The sequence below is a fragment of the Paraburkholderia sp. Ac-20340 genome, assembly GCF_017104965.1.
GTDB lineage: Bacteria > Pseudomonadota > Gammaproteobacteria > Burkholderiales > Burkholderiaceae > Paraburkholderia.
Window position 1 is genome coordinate 79,375 of record NZ_JAAGPR010000028.1, and the last position, 18,674, is coordinate 98,048.

Annotated in this window: 17 protein-coding genes; 12 read left to right on the forward strand and 5 right to left on the reverse strand. The window is 65.2% G+C overall.

Annotated features, from left to right (window positions below; genetic code table 11):
• Positions 1-19 precede the first annotated feature (19 nt).
• The 4 genes from G3N59_RS27760 to G3N59_RS27775 are packed head-to-tail and all read right to left on the reverse strand — an operon-like array spanning position 20 to position 3,851.
• Positions 20-874 (reverse strand): SDR family NAD(P)-dependent oxidoreductase, encoded by an 855-nt coding sequence (locus G3N59_RS27760; RefSeq protein ID WP_205986029.1) that lies wholly within the window; start codon positions 872-874, stop codon positions 20-22.
• A 16-nt stretch (positions 875-890) separates the two neighbouring features.
• Complete coding sequence (ribBA, locus tag G3N59_RS27765; RefSeq protein ID WP_205986030.1) at positions 891-2,084, reverse strand: bifunctional 3,4-dihydroxy-2-butanone-4-phosphate synthase/GTP cyclohydrolase II; 1,194 nt, start codon at positions 2,082-2,084, stop codon at positions 891-893.
• On the reverse strand, positions 2,081-2,896 hold the full coding sequence (locus G3N59_RS27770) for an enoyl-CoA hydratase-related protein (protein WP_205986031.1): 816 nt from the start codon (positions 2,894-2,896) through the stop codon (positions 2,081-2,083). Before G3N59_RS27770 ends, ribBA begins: the two co-directional genes overlap by 4 nt.
• Positions 2,897-2,903: 7 nt before the next feature.
• Positions 2,904-3,851, reverse strand: coding sequence for an alpha/beta hydrolase (locus tag G3N59_RS27775; protein ID WP_205986032.1), 948 nt, complete (start codon positions 3,849-3,851; stop codon positions 2,904-2,906).
• Between the two features lie 383 nt (positions 3,852-4,234).
• On the opposite strand from G3N59_RS27775, the gene G3N59_RS27780 reads away from it, so the two are divergent.
• A complete protein-coding gene (locus G3N59_RS27780) occupies positions 4,235-5,413 on the forward strand; it encodes a helix-turn-helix transcriptional regulator (protein WP_205986033.1) in 1,179 nt (392 codons plus the stop codon).
• 56 nt (positions 5,414-5,469) lie between these two features.
• Here G3N59_RS27780 and G3N59_RS27785 read toward each other — a convergent pair whose 3' ends face one another.
• Positions 5,470-5,820, reverse strand: coding sequence for a VOC family protein (locus G3N59_RS27785; RefSeq protein ID WP_205986034.1), 351 nt, complete (start codon positions 5,818-5,820; stop codon positions 5,470-5,472).
• Between the two features lie 273 nt (positions 5,821-6,093).
• On the opposite strand from G3N59_RS27785, the gene G3N59_RS27790 reads away from it, so the two are divergent.
• The 11 genes from G3N59_RS27790 to G3N59_RS27840 all read left to right on the forward strand — a co-directional run bounded on the left by G3N59_RS27790 (position 6,094) and on the right by G3N59_RS27840 (position 18,672).
• Positions 6,094-7,233, forward strand: coding sequence for an LLM class flavin-dependent oxidoreductase (locus G3N59_RS27790; protein ID WP_205986035.1), 1,140 nt, complete (start codon positions 6,094-6,096; stop codon positions 7,231-7,233).
• Between the two features lie 52 nt (positions 7,234-7,285).
• A complete protein-coding gene (locus G3N59_RS27795) occupies positions 7,286-8,479 on the forward strand; it encodes an acyl-CoA dehydrogenase family protein (RefSeq protein ID WP_205986036.1) in 1,194 nt (397 codons plus the stop codon).
• 11 nt (positions 8,480-8,490) lie between these two features.
• On the forward strand, positions 8,491-10,251 hold the full coding sequence (locus G3N59_RS27800) for an FAD-dependent oxidoreductase (RefSeq protein WP_205986037.1): 1,761 nt from the start codon (positions 8,491-8,493) through the stop codon (positions 10,249-10,251).
• Positions 10,248-10,760 carry a flavin reductase family protein gene (locus G3N59_RS27805; protein WP_205986038.1) on the forward strand — a complete coding sequence of 171 codons (513 nt, stop codon included), beginning with the start codon at positions 10,248-10,250 and terminating at the stop codon, positions 10,758-10,760. The genes G3N59_RS27800 and G3N59_RS27805 overlap by 4 nt, the downstream gene beginning before the upstream one ends.
• 17 nt (positions 10,761-10,777) lie before the next feature.
• On the forward strand, positions 10,778-12,466 hold the full coding sequence (locus tag G3N59_RS27810; protein WP_346777947.1) for an FAD-binding protein: 1,689 nt from the start codon (positions 10,778-10,780) through the stop codon (positions 12,464-12,466).
• A 16-nt stretch (positions 12,467-12,482) separates the two neighbouring features.
• Complete coding sequence (locus G3N59_RS27815) at positions 12,483-13,247, forward strand: SDR family oxidoreductase (RefSeq protein ID WP_205986040.1); 765 nt, start codon at positions 12,483-12,485, stop codon at positions 13,245-13,247.
• A 21-nt stretch (positions 13,248-13,268) separates the two neighbouring features.
• A complete protein-coding gene (locus G3N59_RS27820) occupies positions 13,269-14,303 on the forward strand; it encodes a ferredoxin--NADP reductase (RefSeq protein WP_205986041.1) in 1,035 nt (344 codons plus the stop codon).
• Positions 14,304-14,379: 76 nt separating this feature from the next.
• Positions 14,380-15,963 (forward strand): FadD3 family acyl-CoA ligase, encoded by a 1,584-nt coding sequence (locus tag G3N59_RS27825; protein WP_205986042.1) that lies wholly within the window; start codon positions 14,380-14,382, stop codon positions 15,961-15,963.
• A 97-nt stretch (positions 15,964-16,060) separates the two neighbouring features.
• Positions 16,061-16,963: a VOC family protein gene (locus G3N59_RS27830; RefSeq protein ID WP_205986043.1), complete on the forward strand. Its 903-nt coding sequence runs from the start codon at positions 16,061-16,063 to the stop codon at positions 16,961-16,963.
• Between the two features lie 12 nt (positions 16,964-16,975).
• Positions 16,976-17,863: a CoA transferase subunit A gene (locus tag G3N59_RS27835; protein WP_205986044.1), complete on the forward strand. Its 888-nt coding sequence runs from the start codon at positions 16,976-16,978 to the stop codon at positions 17,861-17,863.
• An 11-nt stretch (positions 17,864-17,874) separates the two neighbouring features.
• On the forward strand, positions 17,875-18,672 hold the full coding sequence (locus G3N59_RS27840; protein WP_205986045.1) for a ketoacid CoA transferase: 798 nt from the start codon (positions 17,875-17,877) through the stop codon (positions 18,670-18,672).
• Positions 18,673-18,674 lie beyond the last annotated feature (2 nt).

Sequence of the window (18,674 nt, forward strand, 5' to 3'; positions counted from 1 at the left end):
CGCCCCTACCGCGCGCGAATCAGGCAACGATAGCCGGATGTGCCTGCACCGGTCCGCCCAGTTGCTCGCGATGCGAAGGCGGCTGGCGTCCGTCGATATCGGTAATACCATATTCGCGCGCGAGTTCCGCACCGACCAGCACGAGGCCGGATTTAGCCGCGCGCTGCGGATCGCGATAAAGCGCATCGATAAGACGACCCGTAAATTGCGGGCTTTCCGCGAGTTCGCTGAAGCCCGCATACTGTTCGGGATGGGCGGCGATCACGCGCGCGGTGCGTTCGGTCTGCAGCATGCCCATCCAGATCGAAACGGCCGCTACATTGAATGCACGCAGATCGACAGCCATATCTTTGGCGAATTTATCCACGCCCACTTTTTGCGCGCCGTACGCCGCGCCGTGCATATAGCAACTCGCGCCAAACGACGAAGTAAACGCGATCAAGCCATTGCGTTGCGCCGCCATCAGCTTTGCCGCGTGCCAACTTGCGACATAAGCCGAGCGCAGCCCGACGTCGAGAATATCGACCATCTCCAGCGGCTTTTCCCAGAACGGCGCGGGGCGGATCAACTCGTCGTGCAGCACGGTGGCGTTATTCACGAGCACATCCAGCCGTCCTTGCTCCGCGCAAATGCGGGCGAAGGCGGCTTCGACCTGGGCATCGTCGGCGTGATCGCAGGGCAGGGCGATGCCGCGTCCGCCCAGCCGGTCGATTTCGGCAGCGGTTGCGTGGATGGTGCCGGGCAAGGGCGCATCGCCTTCGTGCTGCGAGCGGCCGGTGACATAAACGGTGGCGCCGGCCGCGCCCAGCGCGAGCGCAATGCCTTTGCCCGCGCCGCGCGAAGCGCCTGTAACGAGAGCGATGATTGGATTCATGGTGGGGTGTTCTCTTTTATGCTTCGACCAACGCAGGCGCGCTATACGTCGCAAACGCGGCAGCGCGAATCGAATCGACAGAAGCGCTGACGCTATCGCTCGCCATATCAGGCAGATCTTCTAGCGGAATAAACGCGCTGATTTCCAGTCCATGCCCTGAAAGCGCGGGCAATTTCAGCGGACTGGACAGCACGTTGAGTCTTTTCAAACCGAGGTCGCGCAAAATCTGCGAGCCGATGCCGTAATGGCGTTTGCCAGAAACCGAAGCCGAAGCGGCTTGCCCATCGCGCAGGTTCTCCGCTGAATTCACCCGCAATTCGCAATCGAGCAGCACGGCCACGCCGCAATCGCACGCGTCGATGCGCGCGAGCGAGGCGTGCAGCGCCTGAACGTGCGCGTTCGTTCGCACGTCGAGAGGATCGAGCAGATCGAGCAGCGAGGCGCGCTCCTGTACGCGCACGAGCGTCGGTATATCGGCGTCTGGCTGGCCGCGCACGAGCGCGAGATGCGTTGCACCGCTCACGCGGTCGCGATAGGCCATTGCCTCGAATCGACCCCACGCTGTATCGATTGCGCGCGCGCCGATGCGCTCCACCAGCGATTCGCGCTCGCTGCGATAGCGGATCAGATCGGCGATCGTGCCTATTTTCAGGCCGTGTTCGTGTGCGAAACGCTTGAGTTCAGGCAGCCGCGCCATGGTGCCGTCGTCGTTCATGATTTCGCAGATCACGGCGGCGGGCGTGAAGCCCGCGAGCGCGGTGAGATCGCAGCCCGCTTCCGTATGGCCCGCGCGCACCAGCACGCCGCCTTCGCGCGCGACGATGGGAAACACGTGGCCAGGCTGCACCAGATGCTCCGCACGCACGCCGGGCGCCGTGGCCGTGCGGATCGTGTGGGCGCGATCGGCGGCGCTGATGCCGGTTGTCACGCCTTGCGCGGCCTCGATGCTGACCGTGAACGCCGTGCCGTACTGTGTGCCATTGCGCGTGCTCATCGGCGAGAGTTGCAGGCGTGCTGCATGGTCGGCCGTGAGCGTGAGGCAGATCAAACCGCGTGCGTGGCGCGCCATGAAGTTGATCGCGGCGGGCGTCACGCAATCGGCGGCAATGACGAGATCGCCTTCGTTTTCGCGGTCTTCTTCATCGACGAGGATCACCATGCGCCCCGCGCGCAGTTCTTCGACGATGGTGGCGGTATCGGCCAGTTTCATGGCTTGGGCTCCTCGGTGCGGATGGGAAAGCGCGGCGCGCGACGTTCTGCAAACGCGTTGGTGCCTTCGCGGAAATCGGCCTGCGATGCGCAGGCGAGAAAGCCGCGTTGTTCGGCCAGCAGTTGCGCGTCCAGCGTGCGGCCCGGTGCATCGGCGATCAGATGTTTGGTGTGCGAGAAGGCGACCGGCGACAGTTCGGCCAGACGCTCGGCGCGTTCACGTGTTGCGCTCGCGAGTTCTGCCGCGGGAACCACCCAGTTGACGAGGCCAACGCGCAAGGCGTCGTCGGCGCTATGGCGTTCGTCCAGATAGAGCCATTGCGCGGCCACGCGCGTGCCCAGCAGACGCGGCAGTGTGAAGCTCGCGCCGCCGTCGGGCGAGGTGCCGAGCCGGTTGTACGCCGAGGTGAACGATGCGTTGTCGGCGGCGATCGCCACGTCGCACGCGGCCACGAGCGCGAGGCCGAAGCCCGCTGCCGCGCCGTTCACGCTTGCCAGGATCGGTTTGGGGGAACGCGCGATGGTTGCGACCGCAACCTGAGCATGACGCACGAGTTTGCCGATGGCGCGCGTGCGGCGCGCTGCGGGCAAGTCGAGCGCGGCGCGCATGGCGTTGACGTCGCCGCCCGCCATGAAGGCACGGCCCGCGCCGGTCAGCACGATTGCACGCACCGACGGGTCTTGCGTCAGCCGATCGAGGCGCGAGCAAAGTTCGACGGCCATGGTTTCGCTGAGCGCGTTGAGCGCGTCCGGGCGGTTGAACGTGAGCGTGGCGACGCCCTGGGCATCGGTGGAACTAAGGATTTCCGTCATGGCGATATCAGCGATAAAGCGCCGCGTGCAAGGCGTGCGCGCCGAAGCTGAGCGCGGCGTCGGCGGCATCGAACACGCCCAGCATGCTGGCGAAGCCGTGTATCTGGCCCGGCCAGCGCACCAGCGTTGCGGCCACGCCCGCCTGGGCGAGGCGCGCGGCGTAGCGTTCGGCTTCGTCGCGCAGCGGGTCGTATTCGGCGCTGATGATGGTTGCGGGCGCAACCTGATCGAGCGATTCGGTGCCGAGTGGGCTGGCAAGCGGGCAGGCGCGATCCGCATCGGCATCGAAATATTGATGTTTGAACCAGCGCATCAAACCGGCGTCGAGCAGGTAGCTCTGGCCGAAGCTTTCGTATGAAGGATGCTCGTGCGCGCAGTCGAGCACCGGGTAGAGCAGCAATTGGTGGGCAATCGTGACTTCGTTGCGCAATTGCTGGGCGCAAACAGCGGCGAGATTGCCGCCCGCGCTGTCACCGGCGACGGCCAGCGCATCAGGACGCGCGCCCAGCTGCACGGCATGGGCGGCCGCCCAGCGCACGGCAGCGAGGGCGTCGTGCGCGGCCGCCGGGAAGCGCGCTTCGGGCGCGAGCCGGTAATCGACCGATAGCACGAGCGTGCGGGCGCGCGCCGCGAGCGTGCGGCAGAGGTTGGCGTGCGTGTCGATTCCGCAGGCCACGAAGCCGCCGCCGTGGAAAAACACCGTGAGCGCAAGCGCCTCGTCACCGCCATCCAGGCCAGCAACCGGACGATAAAGACGCGCAGCCAGCGCACCGGCGGGGCCCGGCAACGCGAGGTCTTCCTCGGCGGCGACAGCGTCGCCTGCGCCGAACGCACTGGCCGCGCCGCCGGCCGCGAGCGCGGCGCGATAACTGGCGGCGTCGAGCCGCGCATAGTCGGGCGCGGGCGCGCCAGCCAGCGAGGCAAGCAGCGCGGCGGCCTGGGGATCGAGCGCCATGCGGGTTTCTCCTTGGAATGAATGGATGTGAAGGACCGGAATCAGCGATGAAACAGGCGCTGAATACAGCGAAAATCTCGCCCTATGGCGCCCGGAATAGTCATTGAGCGCATTGGAGCGTCTGGGCGCGGCGGCGGCATCGTCCGATCAGACGAGGGGCGCGCAGGCGGTTCGGCGTAATGTCTGGAATGGGGCGCAACGTAGGGTTCGTGCTGTACGCGCCCCGCCAAAGAAGCGTCCACAGATGAGACGCACGAGAAACAGGAGACGCGAGGCGATGCACCGGCCAGGGGAATCTCCCGATGCCGATCGCATGACAGCCCCGTAAAGTTGGCCGTCGCAAAAGCGACGTGCAGGCGGCATGGAGGACGGAGACCGTGTTGATGGAGACGAGATGGGCCCCGGAAGAGGGCCAGGACGCGAGCGCCGTGGCGGGCATCGACGTTCCGCAGTTCAGCGCGCTGCTTGCGCGCATCTATCAGGGGCCGCTGGAAACGGTGCCCTGGAAGGCCGCGCTGGAACTCATACGCGTGCATCTGGACGCCACTTACGCCACGCTGATCCTGCGTTCGCCGTCGAGCGACCGCCGCGGTCTCATGGTGCACGCGGCCGAAGGCGCAGGCGCGCCCAACGATGCCTCGTATAACGACTATTACTATTCGCTCGACCCGTTCGTGGGCCTGCCCGCCGAACGCGTGGTGACGGTGGACGAGGTGTTCGGCGAAACCGGCTGGCTGTCGAGCGAGCTCTACAAACAGTTTCTGCAGCCCGCCGACGTGCGCTACATCATGGGCGCCGATCTGCGCACGGAAACCGGCGTGGAGTGCCGCTTTCGCGTTTGCCGCAAGCATGGCGTCGCGCATTTTTCCGCACGCGACAAGGCGTTTTGCGCGCTGCTGCTGCCGCATCTGCGCCGCGCGGTGGAACTGCATTCGCGCCTGGACGTGGTGGAATCGGAGCGCACGCTCTATGCGAGCGCCATCGACCGCATGCTGGTGGGCACCGTCACGCTCGACGAAAACGGCGCGATCATGAGCACCAATAGCGTCGCCGATGAAATCCTCGCGGAAACGGATGGCCTGCGTATCGCGCACGGTCATGTCGAAGCCACCGATAGCCACGAAAACCGCACGCTGCAGCGGCTGATTCGCCACGCGATGATGGGCCACTTCGGCACCGCGGGGCCGCTGGTGGAAGCGATGCCCGTCACGCGTAGCGGCGACCGCCCGAAACTGGGCGTGCTGGTGCGTACGGTGCCGCTGTCCGACTGGTCGGAGGATAATCGCCGCCGTCCCGCGACCGTGCTGTTTTTGCGCGACCCGGACCGCAAATCGCAGCGCTCGCAGGAGGTCGTGCGCAAGCTGTTCGACCTCACGCCCGCCGAGACCTCGCTCGCGCTGCTGCTCACCAACGGCCTCACACTCGAAGAGGCCGCTGAAGAACTGGGCATCAGCAAGAACACGGCGCGCGCACACCTGCGCTCGATCTTTTCGAAGACGGGCGTGACGCGTCAGGCCACGCTCGTGCGTATCCTGCTGGGCAGCGTGGTGCCGCTGGGTTGACGCCGCGTCACTCAGGAAGGCGGCCTTTAACGTGCTGTTAAAGGCCGCTTCGTCCGTCACGCCAGATGCTTTTGCGTGAGCACCAGCAGCGCGCCATTGCGATCCTCCAGCACGGCACGCAATTCATGCGGCCCCTGCTGCACCGGCACGCGCACCGAAGCGCCCGTGGCTACCACGCGCGCCATCGCCGCATAGAGATCGTCATCTTCTGCAATCCTGAACGTTAGTGCCGGACGTTCTACGATCCGTTCATCGCCTGCTACCAGCGCAATCGTGAGCGGACCGCCTTCCAGTGCGCAATAGCGCTCGCCGTCGCGCATTTTCACCGTGAGCCCGAGTCCATCGACGAAAAACGGCAGCGCCGTGTCGATCGTGTCCACCGGGTACAGCATCATCGAAGCCTTCATCGCATCTTCCCCTTGTGTGTTCTGTGGTCATGCCACGAGCCGATGCTAGCGCGCGCGTAGCGGCGCGCCATGTCCGATTGGACTAGGCCGCTACAACCCTTCGCATTGCGCGCCTGGCGCAGCAAAACACGCTAATCCAAATAGACGATGCCGCGCATGCCTTGCGCGCCGACACTTCCTCTCATGGACCGCCACGCGGTTCCCATCTCGCCCGACCTGGCCCATCCGCGGCGGCGCAGCCGGCGAGTCCGACACAACAAGGAGACACCCGCGATGAAGTTTTCCCTGATCTACGAAGCCCAGACGACCGATGCATCGCGCGAGGGCGACCACCGCGTCTTCAAGGAGACCGTCGAGCAGGCGCTGCTGGCCGAGCAGATGGGCTTCGACACCGTCTGGTGCGTCGAGCACACCTCGCTCACGAACTACGCGCATATGAGCGCGCCGGAAACCTTTCTTGCCTATCTCGCGGGCCGCACGACGCGCATTGGCCTCGGTCACGGCGTAATCTGCCTGCCGCCCGCGATGAATCATCCGATCAAGGTGGCCGAGCGCGTCGCGATGCTCGACATTCTTTCGCAGGGCCGCGTGCACTTTGGCGTGGGCAAGGGCGGCAGCCAGCAGGAAGCGGGCGCGTTCGGCTACGACCTCGCGGAACTGCAGCCGATGATCGACGAATCGATGTACCTCGTGCCGAAGATGTTCGTGCAGGACGAGATCGAACACAACGGTCAATACATCAAGATTCCTAAACGTCCGATTCACCCGAAACCGTATCAGGACCCGCATCCGCCGATGTATATGGCCTGTACCAATAGCGATGGTTTGCTGCGCGCCGGTCAGCGTGGGCTCGGTGCGCTGGTGCTGGGTTTTGGCGGCCCCGACGAAGTGGCGAAGAAGAACGCGCTCTATCGCGAAGCGTGGCGCACGCGCAAGGCGGAAGATCAGGTGGGTTTCCGCCCGACCGAACATCTCGCGGCGCTGTGCCCGGCCATCGTCATGGCGGACGGCCAGCAGGCCCGCAAGATCGGCATTCGCGGCCAGCGCTACTTCATGGAGTCGCTCGCGTACTGGTACACCGGTGGCGAGCGTCCCGATCCGTCGAGCTGGGGCGACGATCTTGTCCAGGCGGACGGCGGCCAGATGGTGATCCGCTCGCGCTTCGCATCGGAGGAAGTGGTGGTGGACTTCAGCGATCCGGCGTTGTCGATGATGAACCCGAATCACGCTTACGGCACGGTCGATGACTGCATTGGTTATGTAGGACGCCTGATGGAAGCGGGCGTGGACGAAGTGCTGTTCCTCTGCCAGATGGGTACGGTGCCGCATGAAGCGCAGCTTGAAACCATCCGCAATATCGGCGAACACGTGATTCCGTACTTCAACCGCGTGAAGGCGCGCGCGGTCGCCTGAGCCTGACACCGGCAAGCCGGCCACAACATCAAGAAGACACAAGGAGACAGCGGTGCATCGAGAACACGATTCGAATGCCCTTGCGGCCGAACTGATCGCGCGCGCACAGGCGCTCGCGCCCGTGCTGGCGCAGCGCGCCGATGCCGCGGAAGCCGAAGGGCGCATTCCGGCGCAAACGCTCGCGGACCTGCAGGCGGGCGGCTTCTTCAAGGTGCTGCAACCGAAGCGCTATGGCGGCTACGAACTGGAGCCGCAGGTGTTCTTCGAAATCCAGATGGCGCTCGCGCGCGGTTGTATGTCCACGGCGTGGGTGTATGGCGTGGTCGGCGTGCATAACTGGCAGCTTGCGCTATTCGACGAGCAGGCCCAGCGCGATGTCTGGGGCGACGATCCTTCCACGCTGATCGCCTCGACCTATATGCCGGTGGGCAAGGTCACGCCGGTGGAAGGCGGCTTCCGGCTTTCGGGGCACTGGAAGTTTTCGAGCGGCAGCGAGTTGTGCGAGTGGGTTTTCCTTGGCGCGCTGGTACCACCCGCGCGCGATGGCGAACCGCCCGAATATCGCACGTTCCTGCTGCCGAAAAGCGCGTATCGCATCGAGCGCGACTGGGACGTGCTGGGTCTGCGCGCGACGGGCAGTCACGACATCGTGGTCGAGGATGTGTTCGTGCCCGCCTATCGCACGCATAAAGCGGTGGACGGCATGATGGGTACGAGCCCCGGGCTCGAGGTGAACGATGCGCCGCTGTTTCGCCTGCCGTTCGCGCAGATTTTCGTGCGTGCGGTGTGCACGGCCTGCATCGGCGCATTGCAGGGCGCGCTCGACGACTTCACCGCATATGCGGCGAATCGCGTGAGCGCCAATAGCGGCGCGAAAACGACCGACGATCTGGGCGCTCAGTCCGCGTGCGCGAACGCCTCGACGGCCATCGACGAAATGCAGGTGCTGTTGCGCCGCAATTTCGCGGAATTGCTGGCCGCGGCGCAAGGCGGCCCCGAAGTGCCGATCGCGCGACGCGTGCTGTTTCGCTATCAATCGGCGCAGGTGGCCGAGCGTTGCGCGCAGGCGGCCAACACGCTGCTGCGCTATGCGGGCGGCAATGGCATCTATCGCCGCAATCCGCTCGTGCGCCGTTTTCTCGACCTGCACGCGGCGCGCGCGCACTACGCGAATAACGTCGACCGCTTCGGCCAGAACCTGGGCGCAGTGATGCTCGGCCGCCCGAATACCGACTTCTTTATCTGAGGGCGGCGATCATGAGCGAGCAGCCCATGCAGACCGAAACATTCGACGTGGTGATCGTCGGCTCCGGCGCGGGCGGCCTGCTTGCCGCGTGCCGTGCCGCCGATCAGGGGCTTTCCGTGGTGGTGATCGAAAAGAGCGGGGAGTATGGCGGCACGTCGGCGGTGTCGGGCGGCGGCATCTGGGTGCCGTGCAATCACCATATCGCCGAAGCGGGCGGCCAGGATACGCGCGAAGCCGCGCGGGTCTATCTGGACGCCTGCACGGCGGGCGCAAGTTCGCGCGCACGACTCGATGCCTATCTGGACACCGCGCCGGAAATGCTGCGCTATCTGGAAGCGCGTACACCTGTGCGTTACCAGTCGCTGCCGCATTACGCCGATTATTTTCAGGCGCTGCCGGGCGCCATGCCCGGCTATCGCGCGCTCGATCCGCTGCCGTTCGACGGCGCGCGATTAGGCCATGAGTTTGCGCGTTTGCGTCAGCCATCGCCTGGCACGTTGATTGGCGCACGTGTGGCGGTGACTTCGAAAGAGGCGCATACGCTGCTGTCGAAAGAGCGCGGCTTCATGATGCTCGCGCTGCGCCAATTCGGCCGTTACTGGCTGGATATTCGCGCGCGGCTGCGTTCGCGGCGCGACCGGCGGCTCACGCTTGGCAATGCGCTCGTAGGTGGGCTGCGCTACGCGCTGCTCGAACGCAAGGTGCCGCTTTGGCTCGATACGCCAATGCGCGATCTGATCGAATTCGATGGTCATATCGATGGCGTGCTGGTCGAGCGCGAGGGGCAGATGCTGCGCGTGCTCGCGCGGCGCGGCGTGATCCTGGCTTCGGGTGGTTTCGAGCGCAACCAGTCTTTGCGCGAACGCTATCTGCCGCAGCCTACCGAAGCGCAGTGGAGCGCCACGCCACCGCACAACACCGGCGACGGCATGCTCGCGGGCGAACGCGCAGGCGGCGCGCTCGCACTGATGTCCCATGTGTGGGGCGCGCCTACGTTGAACGTGGCGGGCGAAGAGAAGCAGCGCGCCTTATTCGTCGAGCGGAATCTGCCGGGCTGCGTGATCGTCAACGGCCTGGGTCAGCGCTTTGTCGACGAAGCCGCACCGTACTCGGAATTCATCTACGCGATGTATCGCGATCATGCGAAAACCGGCGCCTGTCTGCCCGCGTGGATGATTTTCGATGCGCGCTTTCGCAAGCGTTATCCGTGCGGCCCGATCATGCCGGGTTCGATGATGCCAGACTCACGTATTCCGGATTCCTATCGATCGTTGTTGCATCGAGCGGATTCGCTCGACGAACTCTCGGCACAAATTGGCGTGGACGCGGCGGGACTGCGCGCGACGATTGCGCGCATGAATGACTATGCAGCCAGCGGTATCGACGAAGAATTCGGTAAAGGCGGCAATCTGTTCGACACGTATTACGGCGATCCCGCGGTGAAGCCGAACCCGTGTCTCGCGCCGATTGGCGATGCGCCGTTCTACGCTGTGCGCATCGATGCGGGTGATATCGGCACCAAAGGCGGCCTTGTCACCGACGAACACGCACGTGTATTGCGCGCCGATGGCAGCGTGATCGCCGGGCTCTACGCGATCGGCAATACGAGCGCATCGGTGATGGGCGCGAGTTATCCGGGCGCCGGTTCGACGCTCGGTCCCGCAATGACCTTTGGCTATCGCGCCGCCGATCATTGCGCGGCGCAAGCCGGCGCTTCCTTCTCTGTTTCAGCCTCGCGCACGGATCGCGAGTTTCGTGGAGTCACACAATGAGCGAACTTTCAATCGAGCCGCTGCGCGCCGATATGATGCTGGCCATGCGCCGCCTTGCGCGGTCGGTCGCGGTCATCAGCTGCTGCGACGGCGAGCGGCGTTATTCGATGTCGGCAACGGCAGTGGATTCGCTGTCGACCGAGCCGCCTTCGCTGCTTATCTGCATCAACCAGTCGTCGTCGATGTATCCGCCGCTCGCGGCCGGGGCGGACTTCTGCGTCAATCTGCTTGCGGCGAGCCAGCAGGATATCGCCATCGATTGCAGCGGCCGGCTCAAAGGCGAAGCGCGCTTTACGAGCGGCGACTGGCAGCGCTCGGAACAGGGCGTGCCGTATCTGGACGGCGCGCAGGCGAATCTGCTTTGCACGCAGGACGGACGCTTCGATTACGGCACGCATACGGTGTTTATCGGCAAGCTGCGCGAGGTGAAGCTTAGCGGCGACATCGAACCGCTGCTTTACCTCGATGGCGCTTATACGACCGCTACGAACGCCGCTACCAGCGCATGAACTCGAGCGCCACGCCTGTGGAAACACCACTCGTTATCGCCGATGCGAATGCGCATCGCTGGGACGACACCTGCGGCGTGCTGATTGCGGGCTTTGGCGCAGCGGGTGCTTGCGCCGCGCTCGAAGCGGCACAGGCGGGCGCACGCGTGCGCATCGTCGAGCGCCTCGAAGGCGGCGGTGCGAGCGCAAAGAGTGGCGGCGTGATTTACGCGGGCGGCGGCACGCCGTATCAACGCGAAGCGGGCTACGCGGATACGCCCGAAGCCATGGCCGCGTATCTGCGCAGCGAAGTGGGCAATGCGGTCACGCCTGCCGCGCTCGAACGTTTCTGCCACGGTAGCGTGGCGCAACTCGCGTGGCTGGAACGGCACGGCGTTCGCTTTAGCGCCACGATGCCCGAGCGCAAGACGTCGTATCCGCCTGAGCGCGCCTACCTGTATTACTCGGGCAACGAGGCCGTGGGCGACGCACCCGAGGTGCCGCCTGCGCCGCGCGGGCATCGCGTGGTGGCGCGCGGCATGTCGGGGCGCGCGTTGTTCGCCACGCTGCGTCGCGCCGTGGAAGCGGAACCGAATGTCGAGATCGAGCAGCACGCCAGCGTGCGCCGCCTGATCGTCGATACAACGGGGCGCGTGATGGGCGCGCAGGTCTGGAGCGTGAAGCCCGGCCGCGCCCGCAGGCATCATGCCCGGCTCGCGCGTTGGGCCGACAAGCTGCACAACGGCTTGCCCGCGCTGGCCGATCGCCTGCGTACCGCCATTCTCAAGCTGGAGCAGAACGCAGGTGAGGTACGCGACATCCGCGCCAATGCCGTTGTGCTCACAACGGGTGGCTTTATTTTCAACCGCGAGATGGTGGCGCAACACGCGCCGCATTACCTCGCGAACTGGCGGCTTGGTACCACCGCTTGCGATGGTTCGGGAATTCGCCTGGGTGAATCGGCGGGCGGGGTTGCTGATTATATGGAGCGTGTTTCCGCGTGGCGATTTATCAACCCGCCGTTTGCGTGGGCGCGCGGCTGCGTGGTCGATGCGCGTGGCGAGCGCTTCTGCAACGAGGAAGTGTATGGCGCGAAACTCGGCCATGCGATGTGCGAGACGCGTGACGGCCGTGCGTGGCTGATTCTGGATTCTGCGCTCGTGCGTGAAGCGTTGCGCGAATGCGTGCGAGGGCGTCTGTGGGCATTCCAGAGCGTGCCTGCTTTGCTGCTGATGCTTGCGAACCGGCGGCGCGCCGATACCCCGGCGGAACTGGCATCGCTGATCGGCGCCGATCCGCTTACGCTCGAACGCACGCTGGCCAACTATCGCGCAGCCTTTGCGCAAGGATGCGACGGCGAATTCGGCAAGTCTGCCGCAATGCTCTCGGCGTTCGCGAGTGCGCCGTACTACGCGCTCGATATTTCCGCCGATAGCCGCGTGTTTCCCTGTCCGGCGATCACGCTGGGCGGGCTGCGCGTGGACGAAACCACCCATGCCGTGCTGCGCGCGAACGGCAACGCCATTGCAGGGTTGTACGCCGCAGGGCGCGCCGCACGCGGGCTGGCATCGAATCACTACGTAAGCGGCCTGTCTTTGGCCGATTGCATCTGGTCGGGCCGTCAGGCCGGCCGCGCAGCAGCACGTGAAGTGCTGGCCGCGCACGACGCTTCAAACAATAACGTTGCAGGCGCAACCGTTTTACCCCTTCATCCACTGACACACTGACAAAGAGAGAACGAAGATGGGAGACAGACTCAAAGGCAAGATCGCCATCGTGACGGGCGCAGCAAGCGGCGTGGGCAAGGCCGACGCATTGCTGTTCGCAGCCGAAGGCGCGCGCGTGGTGCTGACCGACGTGAACGAGGAAGCGGGCCACGCGGTGGCCGCGCAGATCGGCGATGCGGCGCTGTTCGTGCGTCACGATATTGCATCGGAAGCGGGCTGGAACGACGTATTCGGCACGACGCAAAAGCACTTCGGCACGCCGGGCGTGCTGGTGAATAACGCCGCCATCCTCCAGCTTGGCAGCATCGAGGACGCTACGCTCGAACAGTGGCAACGCATCATGCGCATCAATGCCGAAGGCTATTTCCTCGGCTGCCAGGCGGCGGTGCGGGCGATGAAGGAGAAGGGCGGCGCGATCGTCAATATGTCGTCGGTGGCGGCGCTGGGCGGTCTGGGCGCGTTCTGCGCGTACTCGGCGAGCAAGGGCGCGGTGACGGCGCTCACGCGTGCGATTGCTGCGCACTGCAAGACGCAGGGCTACAAGGTGCGTGCCAATACGATCCACCCCGACGGCATTCTCACGCCGATGACCGAACCGTTCTTCGGCTCGGCCGAAGCGGGCCGCGCGCAACTCACGGAGTCGGTCGATCCGCGTTCGCGCATGTGCCTGCCCGAAGATATCGCGCAACTGGTGTTGTTCCTCGCTTCCGATGCATCGCGCTTTATCAACGGCAGCGAATACCGCATCGACAATGCGCAGATGATCATGGGCGTTGCCTGACGCATGCACGCGAGTCCTGCCATGACCGAAGCGCGTTTTCATCGGCTGCGTGTGGCCGAGGTGATTGCCGAAAGCGCCGATGCGCGCTCGTTCGTGTTCGAACTGCCGGGCGCGCTCGCGGATACATTCGCCTACCGGCCGGGGCAGTTTCTCACGCTGCGCCTGCCGCACGGCGAGGCATCGCTACAGCGCTGCTATTCGTTGTCGAGCGCGCCGGGCGTGGACGCAGCGCCGAAGATCACGGTCAAGCGCGTGCGTGACGGGCGCGCATCGAACTGGCTATGCGATGCCGTCCAACCCGGCGATGAAATCGACGTGATGACGCCCGCGGGTGTCTTTACGCCGCGCTCGCTCGACGAAGATCTGCTGCTGTTCGCAGGCGGCAGCGGCATTACGCCGGTGCTGTCGATCCTGAAGGCGGCGCTGGTGGGCGGACGCGGCATGCTCACGCTGATCTACGCGAACCGCGATGAATCGTCGGTGATCTTTGGGGCGGCGTTGCGCGAACTGGCGCAGCGCCATCCGGGCAGATTGCGGGTGATTCACTGGCTCGACAGTGTGCAGGGCGTGCCGCAGCAACGTCATCTGGAAGAACTCGCGCGGCCGTGGAGTCAGCAAACCTGCTTTATCTGCGGCCCGGCGCTCTTTATGGAAAGCGCTTTGGCGGCGATGCTGGCGCTGGGTTTGCCGCGCGCGAAGATTCACGTCGAGCGCTTTGCTTCGTTGCCCGATCGCGTTGAAAAAGTTGCGGGCGCAACCAGCGAGTCAAGCGAAGGCGCGCAGGCGCAAGTCGAAACGCAGCTCGATGGTGCGAGCCATCGTTTCACCTGCGAGCCTGGCGAGACCTTGCTCGACGCGATGGAGCGCGCCGGTCTCGCGCCGCCCAGTTCCTGCCGCAACGGCTTGTGCGGCGCCTGCATGTGCCGTGTCGAAGCTGGCGAAGTCGCGCTGAATGCCGAGGCCGCGCTGGACGAAGAAGAACGTGCCGACGGCTGGACGCTGGCATGCAGCGCCAGGCCCGCGAGCGCCCAGATCCGCATCGTATTCCCCGATTAGCGTCACACTATGTTCCGATTTATCCGCGCCGCCGCAGCTTGTCTTGCGGCGGCGCTCGTCTTTCCGGAGACCCTGGATGAAGCCTAACGGCATTTTCACAACGCCCGCGCTGATCGCACGCGGCGCCGCGCGCTACGGCGCACGCATGGCGATCGAATCCGAAGCGCTCAGCCTCAGCTACGCGCAACTCGACGCCGCGCGGATCGAAGCGGCACGCGCGCTGATGGCGTGCGGGATCGAACCCGGCGACCGCGTGGCGATCTGGGCGCCCAACGTGGCGGAATGGATCGTCGCGGCGCTGGCGATCCAGAGCGCGGGCGCGGCGCTCGTGCCCGTCAACACGCGCATGAAAGGCCTTGAAGCAGGGGCGATTCTCGCCGATAGCGGCGCGCGCATCCTGTTCTGCTGTGGCGAATTTCTTGGCGAGCAGTATCCGTCGATGCTGGCGCCGCATCGGCCCGCATCGCTGGAACGCGTGATCGTATTCGATGGCGATGTCGAGCACGGCTGCGAAAGCTGGCAGACCTTTTTGCAGCGCGCCGGGCAGACGCCGCTCGACGCGGTTCACGCGCGCGAAGCACAGGTTAGCCCGGATAGCCTGATGGACGTGATGTTCACCTCGGGCACCACGGGCCGCCCGAAAGGCGTGATGACGACGCACGGCCAGAACCTGCGCGGCGTGCACGACTGGGCGCAGATTGCCACGCTGCGCGAGGGCGACCGCTATCTGATCGTCAATCCCTTCTTTCATGCTTTTGGCTACAAGGCAGGCTGGCTTGCGGCGCTCGCGAGCGGCGCGACCGTGCTGCCGCATGCCGTGTTCGATCCGCAGGCCGTGCTCGAACGTGTGGTGCGCGAACGGATTTCCGTTCTGCCTGGGCCGCCCACGCTCTATTACGCGCTGCTCGATGCGCCGAACCTCGCGGGCCGCGATCTCGCGTCATTGCGCGTGGCGGTGACGGGCGCGGCCGCGATTGCGCCCAGCCTCATCGAACGCATGCGCGCCGAACTGGGCTTCGAAACCGTGCTGACCGGCTATGGCCTCACGGAGACCTGTGGCTTCGCCACGCTCTGCCGCCACGGCGACGATGCCCAGACCGTCGCGCAAACCTCGGGCCGCGCGATGCCTGGAGTCGAGATGCGCATCGCAGGCGTGGACGGCGCCGCGCTCGCGCCGAACGAAACGGGCGAAGTCTGGGTGCGCGGTTACAACGTCATGCGTGGCTATCTCGACGATCCGGCCGCTACGTCCAATGCAATCGATCCGCAAGGATGGCTGCATACCGGCGATATCGGCTCGCTCGATGAAGGCGGCAATCTGCGCGTGACGGATCGCATCAAGGACATGTTTATCGTCGGCGGTTTTAACTGCTATCCGGCGGAGATCGAGCGTCTGTTCGCGGCGCACGAGGCCGTCGCGCAGATCGCCGTGATCGGCGTGCCGGACGCGCGCCTGGGCGAAGTGGGGCACGCGTGGGTCGTGCTGCGTGCGGGCGCGCAAGCCGATGGCGAAGCGCTCGCGCAATGGGCGCGCCGCAACATGGCCAATTACAAGGTGCCGCGCCGCATTGAAATCGTGCCCGCTCTGCCCACCAGCGCGGCCGGAAAGGTACTCAAGTACCGTCTGCGCGAAGCCTTCGCTGAGGGCGCGGGAGCGTAGTCGAAGCCGGAACATCATAGTCTCAACAGACGATGTTCGTACCGCCCCTCGCGGCCAGAATAGACCTCACTACAACGGGTTTTCTGGAGGGGCGAAGATGAGCGATGTGCGGGCATTGGGCTACGTCGTCGTGCAGTCGGCGGATGCGGGCAAGTGGCGCGAGTACGCGCGCGACGTGCTGGGCATGCAAGCGCACGAGGCCGGTGAAAAAGATAGCGGCGCGTTGTACCTCAAGATGGACGAGCGCGACTTCCGCTATCTGATCGTGCCGGGCAAGGAGGATCGCTACTTCGCCTCGGGCTGGGAACTGGCCGATGAAGCGGCGCTCGCGTCCCTGGTGAGCAAGCTGGAAAACGCGGGCATGGAGCCGCACCGCGCGAGCGCTCAGGAAACCGCGTTGCGCCGCGTGCAGGCGATGGTCTGGTGCCTCGACCCATCGGGCAACCGGCATGAATTCTTCTGGGGCGTGCGGGCGGACTTTCGCCGCTTCGTTTCGCCCGTGGGCGTGCCCGGCTTCGTTACCGGCGCCATGGGTCTGGGACATACGGTGTTGCCCGCGCCGGCCTTCGACGCCACCGATGCGTTTTTGCGCGACGTGCTCGGCTTCGCGCTCTCCGATATCTACCGCGTGCGCTTTACCGCCGATCCCGCGGAACCCGAAAAGCGCATTCACTTTCTCCATTGCGGCAACGCGCGCCATCACAGCCTCGCGATCATGGATCTGGCCGTGCCTTCGGGCTGCATCCATGTGATGGCCGAAGTCGGATCGATGGACGAGGTGGGCCGCGCGCTCGACCGCGTGGCCGCGCATGGCGTGAAGATGTCCGCCACGCTCGGCCGTCACTGCAACGATCGCATGACGTCGTTCTATATGAAGACGCCAGGCGGCTTCGACCTTGAATACGGTTTTGGCGGTCTGGAGGTGGACTGGAGCGAGCACAGCGTCTATGAAGCGACGCGCGTGAGCCTCTGGGGCCACGATTTCAGCATCGGCTTTTAAACAGGGAAGCGAATGAAAACGCTCGATAAATGTCTGAGTGCGCGCGATGTGGTGGCGCAGCTCGAAGACGGTATGACAATCGGCATCGGTGGCTGGGGACCGCGCCGCAAGCCCATGGCACTGGTGCGCGAGATCGTGCGCTCGCCGCTGCGCGATCTCACGGTGGTGGCCTACGGCGGGCCGGATGTGGGCCTGCTCTGCGCGGCTGGCAAGGTGAAGAAGGTGGTGTTCGGCTTCGTGTCGCTCGACGTGATTCCGCTGGAGCCGCATTTCCGCCGTGCCCGCGAGAACGGTGCGATCGACGTGCTGGAACTGGACGAAGGCTTGCTGCAACTCGGCTTGCGCGCTGCGGCTGCACGTCTGCCGTTTCTGCCGACCCGCGTGGGGCTCGGCACCGATCTGCTGCGCCACGCACCGCAGCTTCGCACGGTTCGTTCACCTTATAAGGATGCCGAAACATTGTTGGCGATGCCGGCAATCGAACTCGACGCCGCGCTGCTGCACGTCAATGCCGCCGATGCAATGGGCAACACCCGTATCGATGGCCCCGATCCGTTCTTCGACGCCTGGTTTGCGCGCGCGGCCAGGCGCACATACGTGAGTTGCGAGACGCTGGAAACGTCGCTTGCGAGTGTGGACCTCGAAGCTGCGCGTCGCAATCCGTTCGAGCGTTCGCTGGTGAGCGGCGTGGTGCATGCGCCGTGCGGTGCGCATCCCACTTCCTGCGCGCCTGCCTACGGCTGGGATCTGCCGCATTTGAAGGCTTATTGTGCGGCAGCCGCCGACGAACAGCAGACAGCGGCCTATCTGCGCGACGTAGTCGGCCCCGACGAATCCGCATGGCTCGCAGGCGCGGGCGGTCCCTCCCACGTAGCGGCATTGCCGCTGCCGATTCTCTGATAGGAGCGCGCGTGAACGACGCTTTGGAATACTCCCTCGCCGAACTGATGATCGTCGCCTCGGCGCGGCTCTGGCGCGACGACGGCGAAGTGCTGGCGACCGGCATCGGCACCGGACCGCGTCTCGCAGCGGGTCTCGCACGTCTCGCCTACAACGCCGGGCTGATGCTCACGGACGGCGAAGCGTATCTGGTGGAATCGCCCGTGCCGCTGGGCCCGCGCGATGACGCGTACCGTGTGGCCGCAAGCGGCTGGATGACCTACGAGCGCGTGTTCGATTGCGTCTGGCACGGCCGCCGCCACGCGCTGGTCATGCCTACGCAGATCGACCGTTACGGGCAGGCAAATATCTCCTGGCTGGGCCGCGATTATGCAAAGCCGAAGACGCAATTGCTGGGCGCGCGCGGTTTTCCCGGCAACAGCATCAATCACGCGAATTCGTTCTTCGTGACCAGCCACACGACGCGAACCTTCGTGGCAGACGAAGTCGATATGGTCTGCAGCGTGGGCTACAACCCGGCGCGCGAGATCGAAGGCATGCGTGCATTCACGGATTTGCGCGCCATTGTCACCGATCTCTGCGTGATGGACTTCGGCGGCACGGATCATGCGGTGCGCGTGCGTTCGCTCCATCCGGGCGTGAGCTTCGACGAAGTGCAGGCAGCAACCGGCTTCGCGCTTCAGCAAGCCGATGACATCAGCGTCACTGCCGCGCCGCGCGCCGAAGATCTGCAGATCCTGCGCACGCTCGATCCGCACAATCTGCGCGCGTCGATCCTGCGCGATAATCCCGCGCCCCGGCGCGCGTAACG

Coding starts and splice junctions, on each gene's coding strand:
- G3N59_RS27760 (WP_205986029.1), bottom strand. CDS start 874: ATGAATCCAATCATCGCTCTCGTTACAGGCGCTTCGCGCGGCGCGGGC.
- ribBA (WP_205986030.1), bottom strand. CDS start 2,084: ATGAAACTGGCCGATACCGCCACCATCGTCGAAGAACTGCGCGCGGGG.
- G3N59_RS27770 (WP_205986031.1), bottom strand. CDS start 2,896: ATGACGGAAATCCTTAGTTCCACCGATGCCCAGGGCGTCGCCACGCTC.
- G3N59_RS27775 (WP_205986032.1), bottom strand. CDS start 3,851: ATGGCGCTCGATCCCCAGGCCGCCGCGCTGCTTGCCTCGCTGGCTGGC.
- G3N59_RS27780 (WP_205986033.1), top strand. CDS start 4,235: ATGGAGACGAGATGGGCCCCGGAAGAGGGCCAGGACGCGAGCGCCGTG.
- G3N59_RS27785 (WP_205986034.1), bottom strand. CDS start 5,820: ATGAAGGCTTCGATGATGCTGTACCCGGTGGACACGATCGACACGGCG.
- G3N59_RS27790 (WP_205986035.1), top strand. CDS start 6,094: ATGAAGTTTTCCCTGATCTACGAAGCCCAGACGACCGATGCATCGCGC.
- G3N59_RS27800 (WP_205986037.1), top strand. CDS start 8,491: ATGAGCGAGCAGCCCATGCAGACCGAAACATTCGACGTGGTGATCGTC.
- G3N59_RS27805 (WP_205986038.1), top strand. CDS start 10,248: ATGAGCGAACTTTCAATCGAGCCGCTGCGCGCCGATATGATGCTGGCC.
- G3N59_RS27815 (WP_205986040.1), top strand. CDS start 12,483: ATGGGAGACAGACTCAAAGGCAAGATCGCCATCGTGACGGGCGCAGCA.
- G3N59_RS27820 (WP_205986041.1), top strand. CDS start 13,269: ATGACCGAAGCGCGTTTTCATCGGCTGCGTGTGGCCGAGGTGATTGCC.
- G3N59_RS27825 (WP_205986042.1), top strand. CDS start 14,380: ATGAAGCCTAACGGCATTTTCACAACGCCCGCGCTGATCGCACGCGGC.
- G3N59_RS27830 (WP_205986043.1), top strand. CDS start 16,061: ATGAGCGATGTGCGGGCATTGGGCTACGTCGTCGTGCAGTCGGCGGAT.
- G3N59_RS27835 (WP_205986044.1), top strand. CDS start 16,976: ATGAAAACGCTCGATAAATGTCTGAGTGCGCGCGATGTGGTGGCGCAG.